The organism is Aeromicrobium sp. P5_D10, assembly GCF_054049535.1.
The window spans coordinates 671,999-687,161 of the sequence record NZ_JBFUME010000002.1; the positions used below are offsets into that span (position 1 = coordinate 671,999).

General features: G+C 64.2%; 15 protein-coding genes, 1 pseudogene and 2 riboswitches. Of the genes and pseudogenes, 12 read left to right on the forward strand and 4 right to left on the reverse strand.

The genetic code is table 11. The features are described 5' to 3' along the window. Position 1 precedes the first annotated feature (1 nt). Genes ACXJKC_RS04975 through ACXJKC_RS04985 form a run of 3 tightly spaced genes read right to left on the reverse strand, consistent with a single transcriptional unit; the run spans position 2 to position 3,060 of the window. Positions 2-751, reverse strand: coding sequence for an SDR family NAD(P)-dependent oxidoreductase (locus ACXJKC_RS04975; protein WP_456695573.1), 750 nt, complete (start codon positions 749-751; stop codon positions 2-4). Further along, positions 751-1,563 (reverse strand): NAD-dependent epimerase/dehydratase family protein, encoded by an 813-nt coding sequence (locus ACXJKC_RS04980; protein WP_456695574.1) that lies wholly within the window; start codon positions 1,561-1,563, stop codon positions 751-753. The genes ACXJKC_RS04975 and ACXJKC_RS04980 overlap by 1 nt, the downstream gene beginning before the upstream one ends. A 12-nt stretch (positions 1,564-1,575) precedes the next feature. Further along, positions 1,576-3,060, reverse strand: coding sequence for an NAD-dependent succinate-semialdehyde dehydrogenase (locus ACXJKC_RS04985; RefSeq protein ID WP_456695575.1), 1,485 nt, complete (start codon positions 3,058-3,060; stop codon positions 1,576-1,578). 78 nt (positions 3,061-3,138) lie between these two features. On the opposite strand from ACXJKC_RS04985, the gene ACXJKC_RS04990 reads away from it, so the two are divergent. Genes ACXJKC_RS04990 through ACXJKC_RS05025 form a run of 8 tightly spaced genes read left to right on the forward strand, consistent with a single transcriptional unit; the run spans position 3,139 to position 11,271 of the window. After that, positions 3,139-4,404 carry a M24 family metallopeptidase gene (locus ACXJKC_RS04990; RefSeq protein ID WP_456695576.1) on the forward strand — a complete coding sequence of 422 codons (1,266 nt, stop codon included), beginning with the start codon at positions 3,139-3,141 and terminating at the stop codon, positions 4,402-4,404. A 7-nt stretch (positions 4,405-4,411) separates the two neighbouring features. Continuing rightward, positions 4,412-5,221, forward strand: a complete 810-nt coding sequence (locus tag ACXJKC_RS04995) for a substrate-binding periplasmic protein (protein ID WP_456695577.1) — start codon at positions 4,412-4,414, stop codon at positions 5,219-5,221. Positions 5,222-5,230: 9 nt separating this feature from the next. Then, positions 5,231-5,908, forward strand: a complete 678-nt coding sequence (locus ACXJKC_RS05000) for an amino acid ABC transporter permease (protein ID WP_456695578.1) — start codon at positions 5,231-5,233, stop codon at positions 5,906-5,908. After that, positions 5,905-6,708 carry an amino acid ABC transporter ATP-binding protein gene (locus ACXJKC_RS05005; protein ID WP_456695579.1) on the forward strand — a complete coding sequence of 268 codons (804 nt, stop codon included), beginning with the start codon at positions 5,905-5,907 and terminating at the stop codon, positions 6,706-6,708. Before ACXJKC_RS05000 ends, ACXJKC_RS05005 begins: the two co-directional genes overlap by 4 nt. Continuing rightward, a complete protein-coding gene (locus ACXJKC_RS05010; RefSeq protein WP_456695580.1) occupies positions 6,705-7,829 on the forward strand; it encodes an NAD(P)/FAD-dependent oxidoreductase in 1,125 nt (374 codons plus the stop codon). Before ACXJKC_RS05005 ends, ACXJKC_RS05010 begins: the two co-directional genes overlap by 4 nt. A gap of 43 nt (positions 7,830-7,872) precedes the next feature. Further along, entirely contained in the window at positions 7,873-8,931 is a 1,059-nt protein-coding gene (locus ACXJKC_RS05015; protein ID WP_456695581.1) for a threonine aldolase family protein, read from the forward strand. Between the two features lie 30 nt (positions 8,932-8,961). Next, positions 8,962-10,272: an MFS transporter gene (locus ACXJKC_RS05020; RefSeq protein ID WP_456695582.1), complete on the forward strand. Its 1,311-nt coding sequence runs from the start codon at positions 8,962-8,964 to the stop codon at positions 10,270-10,272. After that, positions 10,273-11,271, forward strand: coding sequence for a phosphotriesterase family protein (locus tag ACXJKC_RS05025; RefSeq protein ID WP_456695583.1), 999 nt, complete (start codon positions 10,273-10,275; stop codon positions 11,269-11,271). Positions 11,272-11,274: 3 nt separating this feature from the next. Here the strand turns inward: ACXJKC_RS05025 and ACXJKC_RS05030 are convergent, their stop codons facing one another. After that, a complete protein-coding gene (locus tag ACXJKC_RS05030; protein ID WP_456695584.1) occupies positions 11,275-11,916 on the reverse strand; it encodes a GntR family transcriptional regulator in 642 nt (213 codons plus the stop codon). A gap of 70 nt (positions 11,917-11,986) precedes the next feature. After that, positions 11,987-12,070: riboswitch (glycine riboswitch) on the forward strand. Next, a riboswitch (glycine riboswitch) is annotated at positions 12,071-12,161 on the forward strand. A 42-nt stretch (positions 12,162-12,203) separates the two neighbouring features. On the opposite strand from ACXJKC_RS05030, the gene gcvT reads away from it, so the two are divergent. The 4 genes and pseudogenes from gcvT to ACXJKC_RS05050 all read left to right on the forward strand — a co-directional run. Continuing rightward, entirely contained in the window at positions 12,204-13,334 is a 1,131-nt protein-coding gene (gene gcvT, locus ACXJKC_RS05035; protein ID WP_456695585.1) for a glycine cleavage system aminomethyltransferase GcvT, read from the forward strand. Between the two features lie 24 nt (positions 13,335-13,358). Next, on the forward strand, positions 13,359-13,736 hold the full coding sequence (gene gcvH, locus ACXJKC_RS05040; protein WP_456695586.1) for a glycine cleavage system protein GcvH: 378 nt from the start codon (positions 13,359-13,361) through the stop codon (positions 13,734-13,736). Further along, positions 13,733-15,001 carry a serine hydroxymethyltransferase gene (gene glyA, locus ACXJKC_RS05045; protein WP_456695587.1) on the forward strand — a complete coding sequence of 423 codons (1,269 nt, stop codon included), beginning with the start codon at positions 13,733-13,735 and terminating at the stop codon, positions 14,999-15,001. Before gcvH ends, glyA begins: the two co-directional genes overlap by 4 nt. Beyond that, positions 14,998-15,163: pseudogene (locus ACXJKC_RS05050) on the forward strand (lipoyl synthase); the annotation flags it as partial. The gene glyA and the pseudogene ACXJKC_RS05050, both read left to right, overlap by 4 nt.

A 15,163-nucleotide genomic window follows, 5' to 3' on the forward strand; every position in this document is an offset into this window, starting at 1 on the left:
CTCATGCGCGCGCGGTCTCGCCTCCGTCGATAACGAAGGTGCTGCCGAGGATGAACTCGCTGTGATCGGAGCACAGGTAGGCGACCAGGGCAGCTACTTCGGCTGGATCTCCCAGTCGCCCGGCCGGGATACGAGCGGCCCGACGTGATCTGCTTGCCTCATCGGACAAGTCGTACGGCTGGGCATCTGTCGCGAATGCACCCGGGGCGATCGCGTTGACCCGGACGCCGGTGTCGGCCCATTCGACGGCGAGGGACTCCGTCATGCGGACCATCGCAGCCTTCGTGGCGGAGTAGGCCACGAGCCCTGGAGCGCCGACCAGGCCGGCAGTCGAAGCGATGTTGACGATGCGACCTCGACCTTGCGGGATGAGGATACGGCCCGCCGCCCGGATGATCGCGAAGGGTGCGAAGACATTCACCGCGAACATGTCGGCGAGATCGTGCGGCGTGGTGTCGAGAAAGGGAGCGCGCGGCACGATCCCGGCGTTGTTGACCACGATGTCGAGCGATCCGAAGGCCTCCACGGCTTGATCGGGAAGAGTCTGAGCGGTCGCCGAATCGCGCAAATCGCACGCGACGGTGACGATCGGCGACGGGCATTGCGCGGCCAGTGCCTCCAGTTTGTGCCGATCCCGGCCGGTGGCAAGCACCCGCACGCCCTCGCGGGACAAGGCGAGAGTTATCGCCGCGCCGAGACCGCGAGTCGCGCCGGTGACAAGGGCGACCCGGTCCCCGAGGCCCAGTTCCATCAGCGGTCGCCCACGTGCTTCTGCCTGGACAGGGTGAACTCCTGCGAGGCGAACACACCGCCCTGAGGTTCCAGCGGCTCGCCGTCGATGCTGTCGGCGAACCTCATGGCGTCGTCCTGAGGCACGAATCCGATCGCGTGGCCGGCGCTGAGATCCCACCAGGTCTGAGCATTGGCCGACACAGCGTAAAACGTCGTGAACCTGTAGTCGCCGTCGATCGCGGCCTGAAAGGCTGCGGTGCAGTCGACCGGGCTCAGCCAGGTGTGCAGCTCTCGGGGAGTCGTCGGCGCGGTCTCGAAGCTGCCGATGCGCAAGCAGGCCACGTCGATCCCGAACTTGTCGGAGTAGAGGCGTCCGAGTGCCTCGGTCGCGGCTTTCGTGACTCCGTAGAGACCGTCGGGTCGGACCGGTTCGTCCGGACTGACGACGTGCGTCGTCGGGTAGAAGCCCGTGGCGCGATTGCTGCTGGCGTAGACGACTCTTCCCACGCCTCCCATCCGAGCGGCCTCGAGCAGGTGGTACGTGCCGATGATGTTGACGTCGGCCAGATCGTGGAAGTCGGCCTCGTCAGCGAGTCCGCCCAAGTGGATGACGCCGTCGAGCCCGTCGACGACTTCGCGGATCGCGTCGAAATCGCGCAGGTCGACGCGTTGGCTGCGCTCGTGCGGTGCGAGATCGTCGATATCCACGATATCGAGCAGCAGGAGTTCGTCGAAGGCGTCGGCGAGGGTGTTCCGGAGGTGACGCCCGACATTGCCTGCTGCGCCGGTCATGGCCCAGCGACGACCGGATGGTGAGGTGTTCGCAGTCATGGATGTCCTCTTTCAGGAGCGGTGTGCTCGAACGGGAAAGGTGATGAACTTCTGCTCCAGGAACTCGTCTATGCCGCCGAGCCCGCCCTCGCGACCGATTCCGGATTCCTTGATACCGCCGAAGGGGATCGACGGATTCGAGACGATGCCGGAGTTGAGTCCGACCATGCCGAGTTTGAGGGACTCGCACGTGCGGAAGGCGCGTTCCAGATCCTGCGTGAAGACGTACCCCGACAGCCCCCACGGCGTGTCATTGGCGATCCTGATCGCTTCGTCCTCGCTGTCGAATGTCTGGATCGCGGCGACGGGTCCGAAAATCTCCTCACGTGTGATGAGACTGTCGCCCGGAACGTCGACCAGGACGGTCGGTGAGTAGAAATAGCCGGCTCCTTCGGGTCGGGAGCCTCCCACCAGCATCGTGGCGCCCTTCTCGCGGGCATCTGTGACGAGTCGATCGACCTTGTCCTGACCTTGCCGGTCGATGAGCGGCCCGACCTCGGTGCCTTCATGGAGTCCGTCGCCGACTCGAAGCCGTCCCATCCGCTCGGCCAACCGCTCAGCGAAGTCCGTCGCGATGTCGCGGGCTACCAGGAAGCGGTTGGCCGCAGTGCAGGCCTCGCCCATATTGCGCATCTTGGCATCGATCGCGCCGTCGATGGCTTGCTCCATGTCGGCATCGCCGAAGACGATGAAAGGTGCGTTGCCGCCCAGTTCGAGCGAAGTCCGCACGATATGTGCCCCGCTCTGTTCGAGCAGGATCCGGCCGACCGCGGTGGACCCGGTGAATGACATCTTCCTGATGTCGCCGCCCTGCAACAGGGGCTGGACGACGGCGGCCGCCGAACTGGTCGGTACGACATTGAGGACGCCGGCAGGCAGCCCGGCCTGCATCAGGATGTTCGCCAGGGCGAGGCTGGACAGCGGCGTCTGCGGAGCCGGTTTGAGCACGACGGTGCATCCGGCCGCCAGCGCCGGGCCGATCTTGCGAGCAGCCATCGCGATGGGGAAGTTCCACGGCGTGATCAAGAGGGCAGGTCCGACCGGCTCTTTGCGAACCAGCCAACGCTGGGTGCCGTCATTGCTGTCGCGGAACTCCCCGTTGATACGTACTGTCGCTTCGGAGAACCAACGCAGGAAGTTCGCGGCGTACATGACTTCGCCACGTGCCTCTGCCAGGGGTTTGCCCATTTCGAGGGTCACGATGTGCGCGAGGCGCTCGGCCTGCTGGATCACCAGCTCATACGCGCGTCGCAAGATGTCGGATCGCTCCTGCGCAGGTGTGCGTGACCAGGCGTTCTGAGCACCGACGGCGGCCTGCACGGCGGCGAGGCCGTCTTCGGGCGCAGCGTCGGCCACGTGGGTGAGGACCGATTGGGTGGCCGGATTCTCGACCTCCAGCAATGCCCCGGAGGTCGATTCGCGCCATCTTCCGTCGATCAACAGCAGTCGATCCACGCTGTCGATGAGATCTGTGGTCGGGGGTGTGGGGCCGGTCATGGCAGGTGTCCTCTCGTCGTTTGATTCTCTTTGAGAATTCTCTAGACAATGTGCAGCGTACTATATATTGTTTTGGCCATGACAACTCAGATGAACTCGACAACGGAGGGCACCGGACGGCATATGCGCCGTACCGGCAGCTATTTCAATGCGGCGCGATGCGCCAGTGAATTCGCGGCGGTCAACGTCGATGGTGTGGTAGCCACCACGGTCGAGAACATCGTCTATCTCACGGGTTATGACCACTGGCCGCTGCGGACGTTCCGTGACCACGGCGTCTTCGCCTTCGTCAATGCCGACGGCAAACGTGGTCTGGTTGCGCCTCGCAACGCGGGGGAGTATCTCGCTGTCGCGGAACTGGAGGACTGTGTCCTTTACACGCACGGTGACTTCTTCGTGACCGAGGCGCCCCGTGACGAGTTCACCGATATGGATCGCCGGTGGGAGGCCGTGCGCGCCGAAACGCCGTCATTCCCCGACGCCGTCAGTGCTGTCACGGCGATGCTGACTGAGCTGGGTTTCAGCTGGTCGAGTCGACTTGCCCTTGACGATCACGCCATTGGGTTCGCGACTCGGGCCGCTATCACCTCGCAGTTTCCGTTCGATGACGCGATCGACGGCAATGCGCTCTTGCGATCTGTCAGGAGAGTCAAGACGCCCGACGAGGTCGCGGGACTCACCGACGTCGCGCTCCGCACCGAGCAGGCCATGAACGCGGTGTTCAGGTCGGTCGAGGTGGGCACCAGCGAGACCGAGCTGTGGACGCGCTACCAGCACGAAGCCGTGCACGCGGGCATGATCCCGGGTCATTGCGAGGTCAATATCGCCAAGCGGGCGAGTGGGTGCTTCCCGCCCGACCCGGACGTGCGTGCGCAGCTCGGAGATGTGATCCGCATCGATTGCGGCGGGCGTCTGAACGGATTCAGCTCCGACACCGGACGCAATGCCCACCTCGGCCCGATGCCTCCCCGACTCAAACTGGCAGAGCAGGCGATCCATGCCGCGATCACGGCGATGTTCGATTTCGCTGCACCGGGCGTCCGGGTCGTGGATCTGGCTGATCTCGCGATCGCCACGGTGCGAGACAACGGCATACCTGGCTACAACAGGCACCACGTGGGCCACGGCATCGGCTTGGAGATGTACGAGTTCCCCGTGTTGAGCCCCACGCAGGGTCCCGATGTCGTGTTGCTGGAAGGCGAGGTCCTGAACTTCGAGGTCCCCTTCTACGAGCTCGGCACGGGCGGTCTGCAGATCGAGGACACCGTCCTCGTCACGAACTCGGGGGTCGAGATCATCACGACCAACAGTAGGTCCGCCCTTTCCATCGACACACAGAAATGAGTGCAGCATGAAGCAACTCAAGATTGCCGCCGCCATGGCGGTAACCGGTTCGATCCTCCTGGCCGCGTGCGGTGGTTCGGGCGGCTCGAGCGATGCCGCCGATGGTCTGAAGGGTCAGACGATCGCGGTCGCCTTCGATGCCGATGCCCCACCCTTTGCTTTCGTGGACAACGGAAAGCCCGCCGGCTTCGACGTCGACCTCATCACGGAGGTATCCAAGCGCGCCGGGTTCAAGCTCAAGACGAGTTCGCTGCCCTTCGACGGCATCCTTCCTGCGCTGCAGGCGAAACAAGTGCAGATCGGCGCTGCATCGATCTCGATCACAGCGGCGCGGGAGAAGGTCGTGTCATTCTCGACCCCGTATTTCCAGACGGGTATCGCGCTGGCGACCACACCCGACAACACCGAGGTCAAGACGATTGAGGATCTGAAGGGACGCAGCGTCGCGGTACGTACCGGATCGAGCAACTCGCTCTACGTCGAAGCCCTGCCGTTCGCGAAGAAGATCGACATCCACCGGTACAACAACACCAACGACCAGGTCCAGGCTGTGCTGGGCGGCATCGACGATGCGGCAGTCAACGACGGAGTGATCTTCGACTACTACATCGCGACGAAGGGCAAGGGCAAGCTCGAAGTACGTCCGCCGTTGCTCAACACCGACAATTACGGGTACGCCGTGCCGAAGAATCGCCCCGACCTCAAGAAGGCCATCGACGAGGCTCTGATCGCGATGGCGGCCGACGGGACCTACACGAAGATCTACCAGGAGTACTTCGCGAAGGATCCCGACAAACTGCCCGGCGATATCGGATAGGGGCCGGTCATGGGTGGAACTCTCGAGCTCTGGCAGGACTCGTTACCTGATCTCCTCAATGGGGCGAAGATCACGATCATCATCACCTTGTTCGGCAGCCTGCTGGCGCTGGTCATCGGAGGCATCGGCGGAACGCTGCTGGCCTTCAAGGTACCCGTCGCGCGGCAGATCGTTCGGGCATACGTCGAGATCATCCGCGGCACTCCGCTGATCGTCCAGATCTTCTTCCTGTTCTTCGGTCTGCCGGTTGTCACCGGAAGCCCGCTGTCGGCGACAACCGCAGGACTCATCACGATCGGCGTCCACCACGGAGCGTATTTCAGCGAGCTCGTCCGTGGTGCGATCCAGGCCGTCCCGCTGTCCCAGATCGAGAGCTCGCGCTCATTGGGCATGTCCTGGGCGCAATCGCTGCGATTCGTCGTGGCACCGCAAGCGTTGCTGCAGGCTCTGCCGAGTCTGGGGAACCAGTTGGTGATCTGTTTGAAGGACACATCGCTCTTGGCGGTCATCGGCGTCAACGAGGTGACCCGCCAGGGCCAGATCGTGATCGCCAACACCTTCATGGCGTTCGAGATCTGGATACTCGTCGCGGTCCTCTACTTCGTCATGACCAGTCTGTTGAGCCTCGTGATTCGTCGCGCGGAACGCAGCCTGGGCAAGTTCCTCCCAGAAAGCACGATGCAATGACACGCGCCCATGAGATCGAACTTCCCCGTGAGGAAGTCGCGGTGAACATCAGCAACCTCAGCAAGGCCTACGGCGGCAATCACGTCCTGAGAGGTATCGACCTGCAGGTCAACGCCGGCCAGGTCATGTGTCTCATCGGCCGATCGGGATGCGGGAAGTCGACGCTGTTGCGATGTATGAACGGTCTGGTGACTCCCGAGTCTGGGAGCGTCAACATCCTGGGACGTGAACTGGGTCAGACGAACCTGAACGAACTGCGAACCAGCGTCGGGATGGTGTTCCAGAGCTACAACCTCTTTCCCCATATGCGGGTTGTCGACAACGTCGCAGCAGGGCCACGCAAGATCCTGAAGCTCGGCAAAGAAGAGTCGATCCGGATTGCCCGGGAGAAGCTGGAGCATGTCGGGCTTGCCGAGAAGGCCGATCATTGGCCGTCCCAGCTGTCCGGTGGGCAACAGCAGCGGGTCGCCATCGCACGTTCGTTGGCGATGAATCCCAAGGTGCTCCTCCTCGACGAGGTGACTGCGGCGCTGGATCCGGAGACGGTCGGCAGCGTGCTCGCGGTCATCCGCAATCTCGCGAGTGAGGGTATGACGATGGTGCTCGTCACCCACGAGATGTCATTCGCCTATGAGGTCAGCGACCTGGTCGCGTACATGGAGGAAGGCAAAGTCGTGGAGGTCGGAAAGGCGAAAGAGATCCTTTCGAATCCCTCCGATCCTCGGACCCGCACGTTCTTGTCGCGAACCCTCCCGTCGACGGCGATCCCGACGTTCGACGTCGGCGGTGACGAGCAATGACGGCATCGACCGTCTTGGTGGTCGGTGCCGGTGTGATGGGCGCGTGGACCGCGGCAAGCCTGGCCGCGGACGGCTTCGACGTGACATTGGCCGATGCCCTCCCACCCGGAAATGCGCGGGGCTCGTCTGGCGGTGAGAGCCGGACCATGAGGTTCGCGCACGGTTCGGATGATCTACTCACCGAGTGGGCGATCCGATCGTCGCAGATGTGGTCCCACCTCGATCAGGGATGGCACGAGTCGTTGACCGCCAGGGCAGGCGCGAGCTGGCTCGTGCCCGACGACGCGGATGCGTCGTGGGAATCGACCAGTGCGAGCACGATGGCCGGCCTGGGTGTCGACTGCAGGTGGCTGAGCAAGGACGAGCTCTCACAGATGTACCAGGGCACGGGGATCCGCGGATTCGAGCGTGCGCTGTACGAGCCCGCGGCCGGCCTGCTCTACGCGCGCAGATCGGTCCGCGCTGTCGTCGCGCTGGCGCGTGAGCGCGGTGTGAAGCTGATCCAGACGCGGGTCACACCCGCGCCTGACGGCGGCCTGAGGTTCAGCGACGGCGATGCCCCTCGACCCGACCAGGTCGTGTGGGCCTGCGGTCCGTGGCTCGAAGGGCTGTTCGATGAGGTGTCGATCACCGCACTGCGACAAGACATCTTCTACCTGGGCGGCACTGCCCTGACGATCGACGGCTCGCCATTGTGGCTGGATCGTCTCGGCATGGTCTACGGCAGCGGGGATCTCACGGGTCGTGGCATCAAGGTCAACACCGACCGCGCCTTCGTCGAAATAGACCCCGATCGCATGGAACGGATGGCCGACCAACAGGGTCTGGCCGAGCTACGGGCCTACCTGCAGCGACACTTCCCGGGCCTCGCCGACCGTCCGGTCACCGGTTCGGAGACCAATCAGTACGAAATGTCCGTCAACGGAGACTTCATCATCGGCCGGCTTCCCGGCCGCGAATCGTGGTGGATCGTCGGCGGCGGCTCCGGTCAGGCTTTCAAACACGGACCGATGATCGGCCGCGAGGTGGCCAGGCAGATGACCGGTCAACCGGCGACGACACCTCGGTTCTCGCTGAGCGCAGCCCGGGTCAGCTCCGGAACAGCCAGCGTCTTCGGCTGAACAGCCGCTCGTTCTTTCACCCTTACTTCTAGGAGTTCCACTCATGCAGACGCAGCTCGCAGCTGGCCTGTCCACCCACGCCGTCAACCTCGGCTCCGACACCCAGACCCGTCCATCGCGTGCGATGCGCGAGTTCATGCTCGACGCCGAGGTCGGTGACGAGCAGGCTTTCGATGATCCGACCACCCGGGCATTGGAGGAACGTGTCGCCGAGCTACTCGGTCATGAAGCGGGCGTCTTCATGCCCTCAGGCACGATGTGCAATGAGATCGCCGTGCGCCTGCACACCGGCGGTGGTGGCGATGAGGTGCTCGCTGAGGCCACCTCGCATCTGATCAACGCGGAAGCAGGGGGACCAGCGGTGCTCTCGGGGGTCGTCGTCACCTCGATCCGCGGCGAAAGAGGTGTGTTCTCGGCAGACCAGGTCACGTCAGCCGTCAGGGGCGCCAGTCGCTACGCGCCGAGGACGAAACTGCTGTGCGTCGAGCAGACCGCCAACGCAGGCGGAGGCCGGGTGTGGACGCTCGACCAGATCACCTCGGTTGTCGATGCCGCGAAGGATCGGGGTCTTGCGACCCATCTGGACGGGGCCCGACTGCTGAACGCCTCAGTGGCAAGTGGTGTGTCGGCCGCTGACTTCGCGTCGATCTTCGACTCGGCATGGCTCGACTTCTCCAAGGGTCTGGGCGCCCCCGTCGGCGCAGTTCTGGTGGGATCTCAGGAACTCGTCACCGAGGCTTGGCGGTACAAGCAGATGTGGGGCGGGGCGATGCGGCAGTCCGGCATCATCGCGGCGGCCGGTCTCTACGCGCTCGACCACAACGTCGAACGTCTCGCAGAGGATCATGAGAACGCCAAGGTCTTGGCACGTGGTCTCGCGACGATCGACGGTGTCGACATCGATCCTGAACTGATCGAGTCGAACATCGTGTACTTCGAGGTCGCCGACGCCCCGGCGTTCGAGGCGGGACTCGCGCAGCACGGAGTCGTCATGAACGCCAAGGGACCGCGACGGGTGCGAGCCGTGACCCATCTCGACGTATCTGCGGCGCAGATCCAAGAAGCCATCGAGGCGGCGAAGGCCGTACTCGGTTCATCCTGACACTTGCGTCATCACTCCCGGGGGGTAGATATGAGCACGACAGCATCGCAGCACCATCAGGACGCCGACTTCATACGGACACGTCGTAGGGCCATCACGGCCAGTGCGATCGGTACGGCGCTGGAGTGGTTCGACTTCAGCGTGTTCGCAGCGCTCGCCACGATCATCGGGGCGCAGTTCTTCGCAAGCGATGATCCTGTGCACTCGTTCTTGTCGGCCGTTGCGGTCTTCGGAGTCGGATTCCTGTTCCGCCCGTTGGGAGCGTTGTTCTTCGGTCACATCGGCGATGTCTACGGACGTCACAAGGCGTTGGCGCTGACGATCATGGTGATGGGTGCATCGACGCTGCTCCTCGCGGTATCGCCCAACCGGGAGACTGCCGGAATCCTCGGCCCGGTGCTGCTGGTGTTGGCGCGGATCGGCCAGGGATTCTCTGCGGGCGGTGAGTTCGCCGGTGGCGCGGCGTTCATCGTCGAATACGCGCCGCCGGAGAAGCGGGGGCTCTTCGGCAGCATCCACTACATGGCGCTGATCTTCGGCAACCTGATCGGCGCGGTCATGGTGGCCGTCTTGCTGCGCGTGCTGTCGGAGGACCAGATGGCGCAGTTCGGCTGGCGGATACCGTTCGCGTCCGGGCTGATCGTGGCTGTCCTCGGCTTCTGGATGCGCAGGAAACTGGCCGACACGCCGGCATTCGCGATGGAGAGCGACGCCCGCGAAACGCGTCCGCTCGCGTCGGTCGCGCGCAAGCAGAAGATGCAGATCCTCCGGGGCGCCGGGTTGGTGGTCGGGTTCACGATCGCGAACTACACGTACATCAACATGCAGGGCTTCGTCGTGACCTTCGGCGATCTCAGTCCGATCGACGTCAGCTTGATGTACAGCCTCTCGCTCCTCGTGCAGATCCCGCTGATCGGCGTGTTCGGCGCCATCTCCGATCGTGTCGGACGGCGTCCTGTCATGTTGGCCGGCATCATCGCGATCGGACTCTCGGTGTTTCCGACCTTTGCACTCGTCACCAGTGGGAGCGTGTGGCTGGGCTTCCTGGGGCTGGCGTTGATGGCCGCGTCGATCGGGATGTACGCCGGTCCGTTCACGGCCGCGATCACCGAGATGATGCCGATCGCCACCCGGTACAGCTCGATCTCCATCTCCTACGGCTTGGCCGTGGCGATCTTCGGCGGCACCGCGGGCTACATCGTGGCATTCCTGCGCGAACAGACCGGTGACACCGTCGCACCCGCGCTGTTCTGCATCGCCGCAGTGGGCGTGACGCTCGGTACCGTGTTGCGCATGCGTGAAACCGCTCCGTCGCTCAGCCGCGAGAATCAGGATGTCTAGATGATCATGTCGGTCACGGGTCCGGTCGGCCCCGACCAGCTCGGTCTCACGCTGATGCACGAGCACCTGCTGATCAACCAGGTCAGGGAGCAGCGGCGGACCGGTCTGGTCAATGACCACGAGGCTCTCGTGGCCGAACTCAAGGCATTCCATGCGGCGGGAGGTCGCACGCTCGTCGATCTGACGTCCGGTGAGCTGTCGGCCGGGGCTGCTCCCGATCCGGCGTTGCACTATTCGGGCGGAGGTGACGGCGGGGGTGCCAGATCGCACACACGTGGTCCGGCACATGTCGAGGAGCTTCGTCGATTGTCCGAGGAGTCCCAGGTACAGATCATCGCCGGAACAGGCCACTATCGGGACCCGTACCTCGACAAACGCTGGTTCGACGAGCATTCCGTCGACCAGATCGCCGATCTGCTCGTCCAGGACCTCGTGGACGGATTCCCCGGCACCTCGGTCCGCGCCGGCGTGATCGGTGAGATCGGATCGGACAAGTGGTTCATCTCCGCGGCGGAGGAGCGGTCGTTCCGGGCCGCGGCGAGGGCCAATGTGCGAACCGGCGCGGTGATCTCGACGCACGCTGCGCGGTGGCCGGTGGGTCTTGACCAACTCGCGATCCTGACGTCAGAAGGCGTCGATCCCAGTCACGTCATCATCGGGCACTGCGACTCGGTGCCGATCCCGGAATATCACCGCGACGTGGCGCGGTCGGGAGCGTGGCTGCAATTCGACGGAATCCGGTCGGCGCAGGGACTCGACTTCACCCGTCGTGTCGGGTGGGTCATCGACCTGTGCCGCGAGGGATTCATCTCGCGGCTGCTCCTCAGCCACGATGTCTGCACGACAGAAGACCTCAGCCACAACGGCGGGTGCGGATTCACTCTCGTGCCCGGCGCATTCCGCGCTGCGCTGGTGGCCGGCGGCTTGTCGGAGGACGAATGCGATCAGCTGCTCATCCGCAATCCCGCGGCCGCTCTGCTGGGCTCACACCACGTGTGAGCGCTAGTCCTCTTCCGAGGGGCTGCGACGTTCGAAGTTCTTGGCCGTCGCGGCGGCGGCGCGGTCGGCGTCCTTGTCGTGCAGTGCCTCGATGATGGCAGCATGCTCACGGCTGGAGTTCTGATCCGGTCCGCGGTTGCGCATGTAGAGGCTGTTGGCGCGGGTGAACAAGGTCTGGAGATTGTCGATCTCGGCGATCAGGAATCGGTTGTCGGTCCGGCTCACGAGCACGCCGTGGAATTCCATGTCGGCCAGCGCCGCTTCGGCCCAGTCATTGTTCTCCGCGGCGGCCAACAGACGCTGGTTGAGCGTCTCCATGTGGTCGATGTCATCGGGCGTGATGACCGGCGTTGCCGCGCGGGCCGCCAAGGTCTGCAGCGCCCCGAGGGGGGCCAGGATCTGTTCGATGTCGTCACCGCTGCTGGAGGCGACTGACGGCCGACGGCGGGGCGGCGCGTTCACGAGCCCGACCTTCTCGAGCTGGATCAGGGCCTCTCGGACGGGCGTGCGGCTGATACCGCACAGCTGGGCGATCGCGGCGTCGTCGATGATCTCTCCCGGCGTCAGTTCGCCCGACACGATGGAGGACTTGAGGTAGTCGTAGGCCGTCTCACGGGCGGACTTGACGACAGGAGGAGTGCGCATGTGTCTAATATATAGTATGGTGACGACGTCTTCGGGTAGGATCGCAGACACATAACTTCATCACGCTGATCGAACCGGAGCGGGAGAGCCCATCAGGGCGCCGAAGGAGCAACTCTCCCCAGAATCTCTCAGGCCACCGAACCGCTCCGGCCAGGCACCTCTGAAAAGTCAGGTCAATACCTGCGCCCACGGTGAAAGACGTTCACAGCGTCGAATCTCTCAGGCACCACGACAGAGCGGGGAGGCCGCGACGCGCACCGGGCGCGTCGAGTAGACGAAGGCCTCTCATGACCGACGATCGCGCGACTTCCGTTATTGCAGCCCGCAACACCGCCTTGTATGCCCAGCACGAGATGCTGGGTGCCTCGTTCACGACGTTCGCCGGCTGGAACATGCCGATCCGATACACCTCGGACCTCGAAGAACATCACGCAGTGCGCCGGACGGCGGGTCTGTTCGATCTGTCGCACATGGGCCAGATCGAACTGGCCGGCCAGGGAGCGGCTGAAGCGCTGGACGCCTCACTCGTCGGCTGGATCTCGACGGTCATGGTCGGTCGGGCGAAGTACAGCATGATGTGTGACGAAGCGGGCGGGGTGATCGACGATCTCGTCGTGTACCGGTTGGGGGAGGAACGTTTCCTCGTCGTCGCCAATGCGAGCAATCACACGACGGTTCTGACCCAGCTCGTGAGTCGTTGCGCGCCGTTCGACGTCACGGTCGTGGACCGGTCGGAGACCGATGCGTTGATCGCCGTTCAGGGCCCGGCGTCCCTCGAGATCCTCCAGAGGGTGACCACTGCCGCCGTCGACGCGCTCAAGTACTACGCGATCATCAGCGGCGAGATCCGGCACGTGCCGGTGAAGATCGCCCGTACCGGATACACCGGCGAGGACGGTTTCGAGATCTACGTCAACCAGCACGAGGCGCCCGGTATCTGGGCGGCGCTGAGCGAGGCGGGTGTCGCGAGCGGCCTCCGGCCTGCCGGACTTTCCTGCCGGGACACGCTCCGCCTCGAGGCGGGGATGCCCCTGTACGGGCATGAGCTCGACCTGACCAGGACGCCGTTCGATGCGGGGCTGGGACGGGTCGTGGCCTTCGACAAACCGGGTGGCTTCGTCGGACGTGATGCGCTCCAGAAGACTTCGGAGCAATCCGTCCACCACGTCCTGGTGGGCCTCGAGCTGGAAGGACGTCGCGTCGCACGGGACGGTCAGACGGTTTTGATCAGGGGCACCGACGAGCCCGTGGGCCGCGTCACGAGCGGTGCGCCCTCTCCGACGCTCGAGCACCCCATCGCGATGGCCTACGTCGATGTCCACGTCAGCGAGGTGGGGACGCAGCTCGCAGTGGATGTGCGCGGCCGACGCGAACCCGCCCGAGTAGTGCCCTTGCCGTTCTACCGCCGTCCTCGCTGATCACCACCACACCAGGAGAATTTCATGAGCATTCCCGCTGACCTGAAGTACACGGCCGATCACGAATGGGTCCGGCTCGACGGCGACACGGCGATCGTCGGAATCACCGCCTACGCTGCCGAAGCGCTGGGCGACGTCGTCTATCTCGAACTTCCCGAGATCGGCGCCAGCATCACACACGGTGTTGCCTGCGGGGAGATCGAATCGACCAAGTCGGTCAGTGATCTCCTTGCGCCTGCAGACGGCGAGGTCGTGGGGATCAATGCCGATATCGTCGACGACCCGGGCGCCGTCAACACCGACCCGTACGGCGCAGGCTGGCTGATCAGCATCCGCGTCACAGGTGCGCTCGAACTGTTGAGTCCCGAGCAGTACGCATCCCTGACTGGCGCAGGGGCATGAGCATCCTCGATGAGCAGCTCGAGACGTTCGACCCCGACGTCTACGCGGCTATCGAGGCCGAGCGGGGGCGCCAGCAGGACACGCTCGAAATGATCGCGTCGGAGAATTTCGCGCCGGTGGCGGTCATGCAGGCTCAAGGGTCGGTGCTGACCAACAAGTACGCCGAGGGATATCCGGGCCGCAGGTACTACGGCGGTTGTGAGCATGTCGATGTCGTCGAGACGTTGGCGATCGACCGGGTCAAGGCGTTGTTCGGTGCGAGCTTCGCGAATGTGCAGCCGCACTCGGGTGCGCAGGCGAATGCGGCGACGATGGCCGCACTGCTCACGCCCGGGGACACCATCATGGGACTCGCCCTGGCGCACGGCGGCCATTTGACCCACGGCATGCGGATCAACTTCTCCGGAAAGCTCTACCGCGTCGCGCCCTACTACGTGGGTGCTGACGGACGGGTCGACATGGCCGAGGTCGCGCGCTTGGCCGAGGAGCAGCGACCGCGTCTGATCATCGCCGGATGGTCGGCCTATCCGCGCCATCAGGACTTCGCAGAGTTCCGGCGCATCGCCGATTCGATTGACGCGTTCCTCATGGTGGACATGTCGCACTTCGCGGGTCTTGTCGCGGCGGGTCTCCACCCGAACCCGGTGCCTCATGCTCATGTCGTCACCACGACGACTCACAAGACGTTGGGTGGACCGCGCGGCGGTGTGATCTTGACCGATGATGCCGATATCGCCAAGAAGATCAACAGCGCGGTGTTCCCCGGTCAGCAAGGTGGGCCGTTGGAGCATGTGATCGCCGCGAAGGCGGTGGGTTTCAAACTGGCTGCGTCCGCGGAGTTCCGCGAGCGTCAGGAGCGGACGATCGAGGGCGCCAAGATCCTTGCTCGCCGGTTGTCGAACGCCGACGTGACGGCCGCCGGAGTGCGGGTGCTGACGGGAGGCACGGACGTCCATCTCGTTCTGGTGGATCTGCGCGAGTCGGATCTCGATGGGCAGCAGGCTGAGGACAGGCTTCACGAGGTGGGGATCACGGTGAACCGAAATGCTGTGCCAGACGATCCCAGGCCGCCGATGGTGACGTCGGGCCTCCGCATCGGGACGTCCGCACTCGCGAGCCGGGGCTTCGGTCCGCAGGCATTCGAAGAGGTGGCTGACGTCATCGCTGAGAGCTTGACGGCCTCGGCAGGAGGTACGGATGAGACCTTGCGCCGACGGGTGGCTGCGCTTGTTTCGGCTCACCCGCTCTACCCGGGCCTGTCGTGACTATCGAGCCTTCGGGCCGCAAGTTGTTGCGTATCGAGGCCCGTAATGCTGAGACTCCGATCGAGAAGAAGCCTGAGTGGATCAAGACTCGGGCCAAGATGGGGCCGGAGTACAACGAGTTGATGAAGCTCGTTAAGGGTGAGGGTTTGCATACGGTCTGTC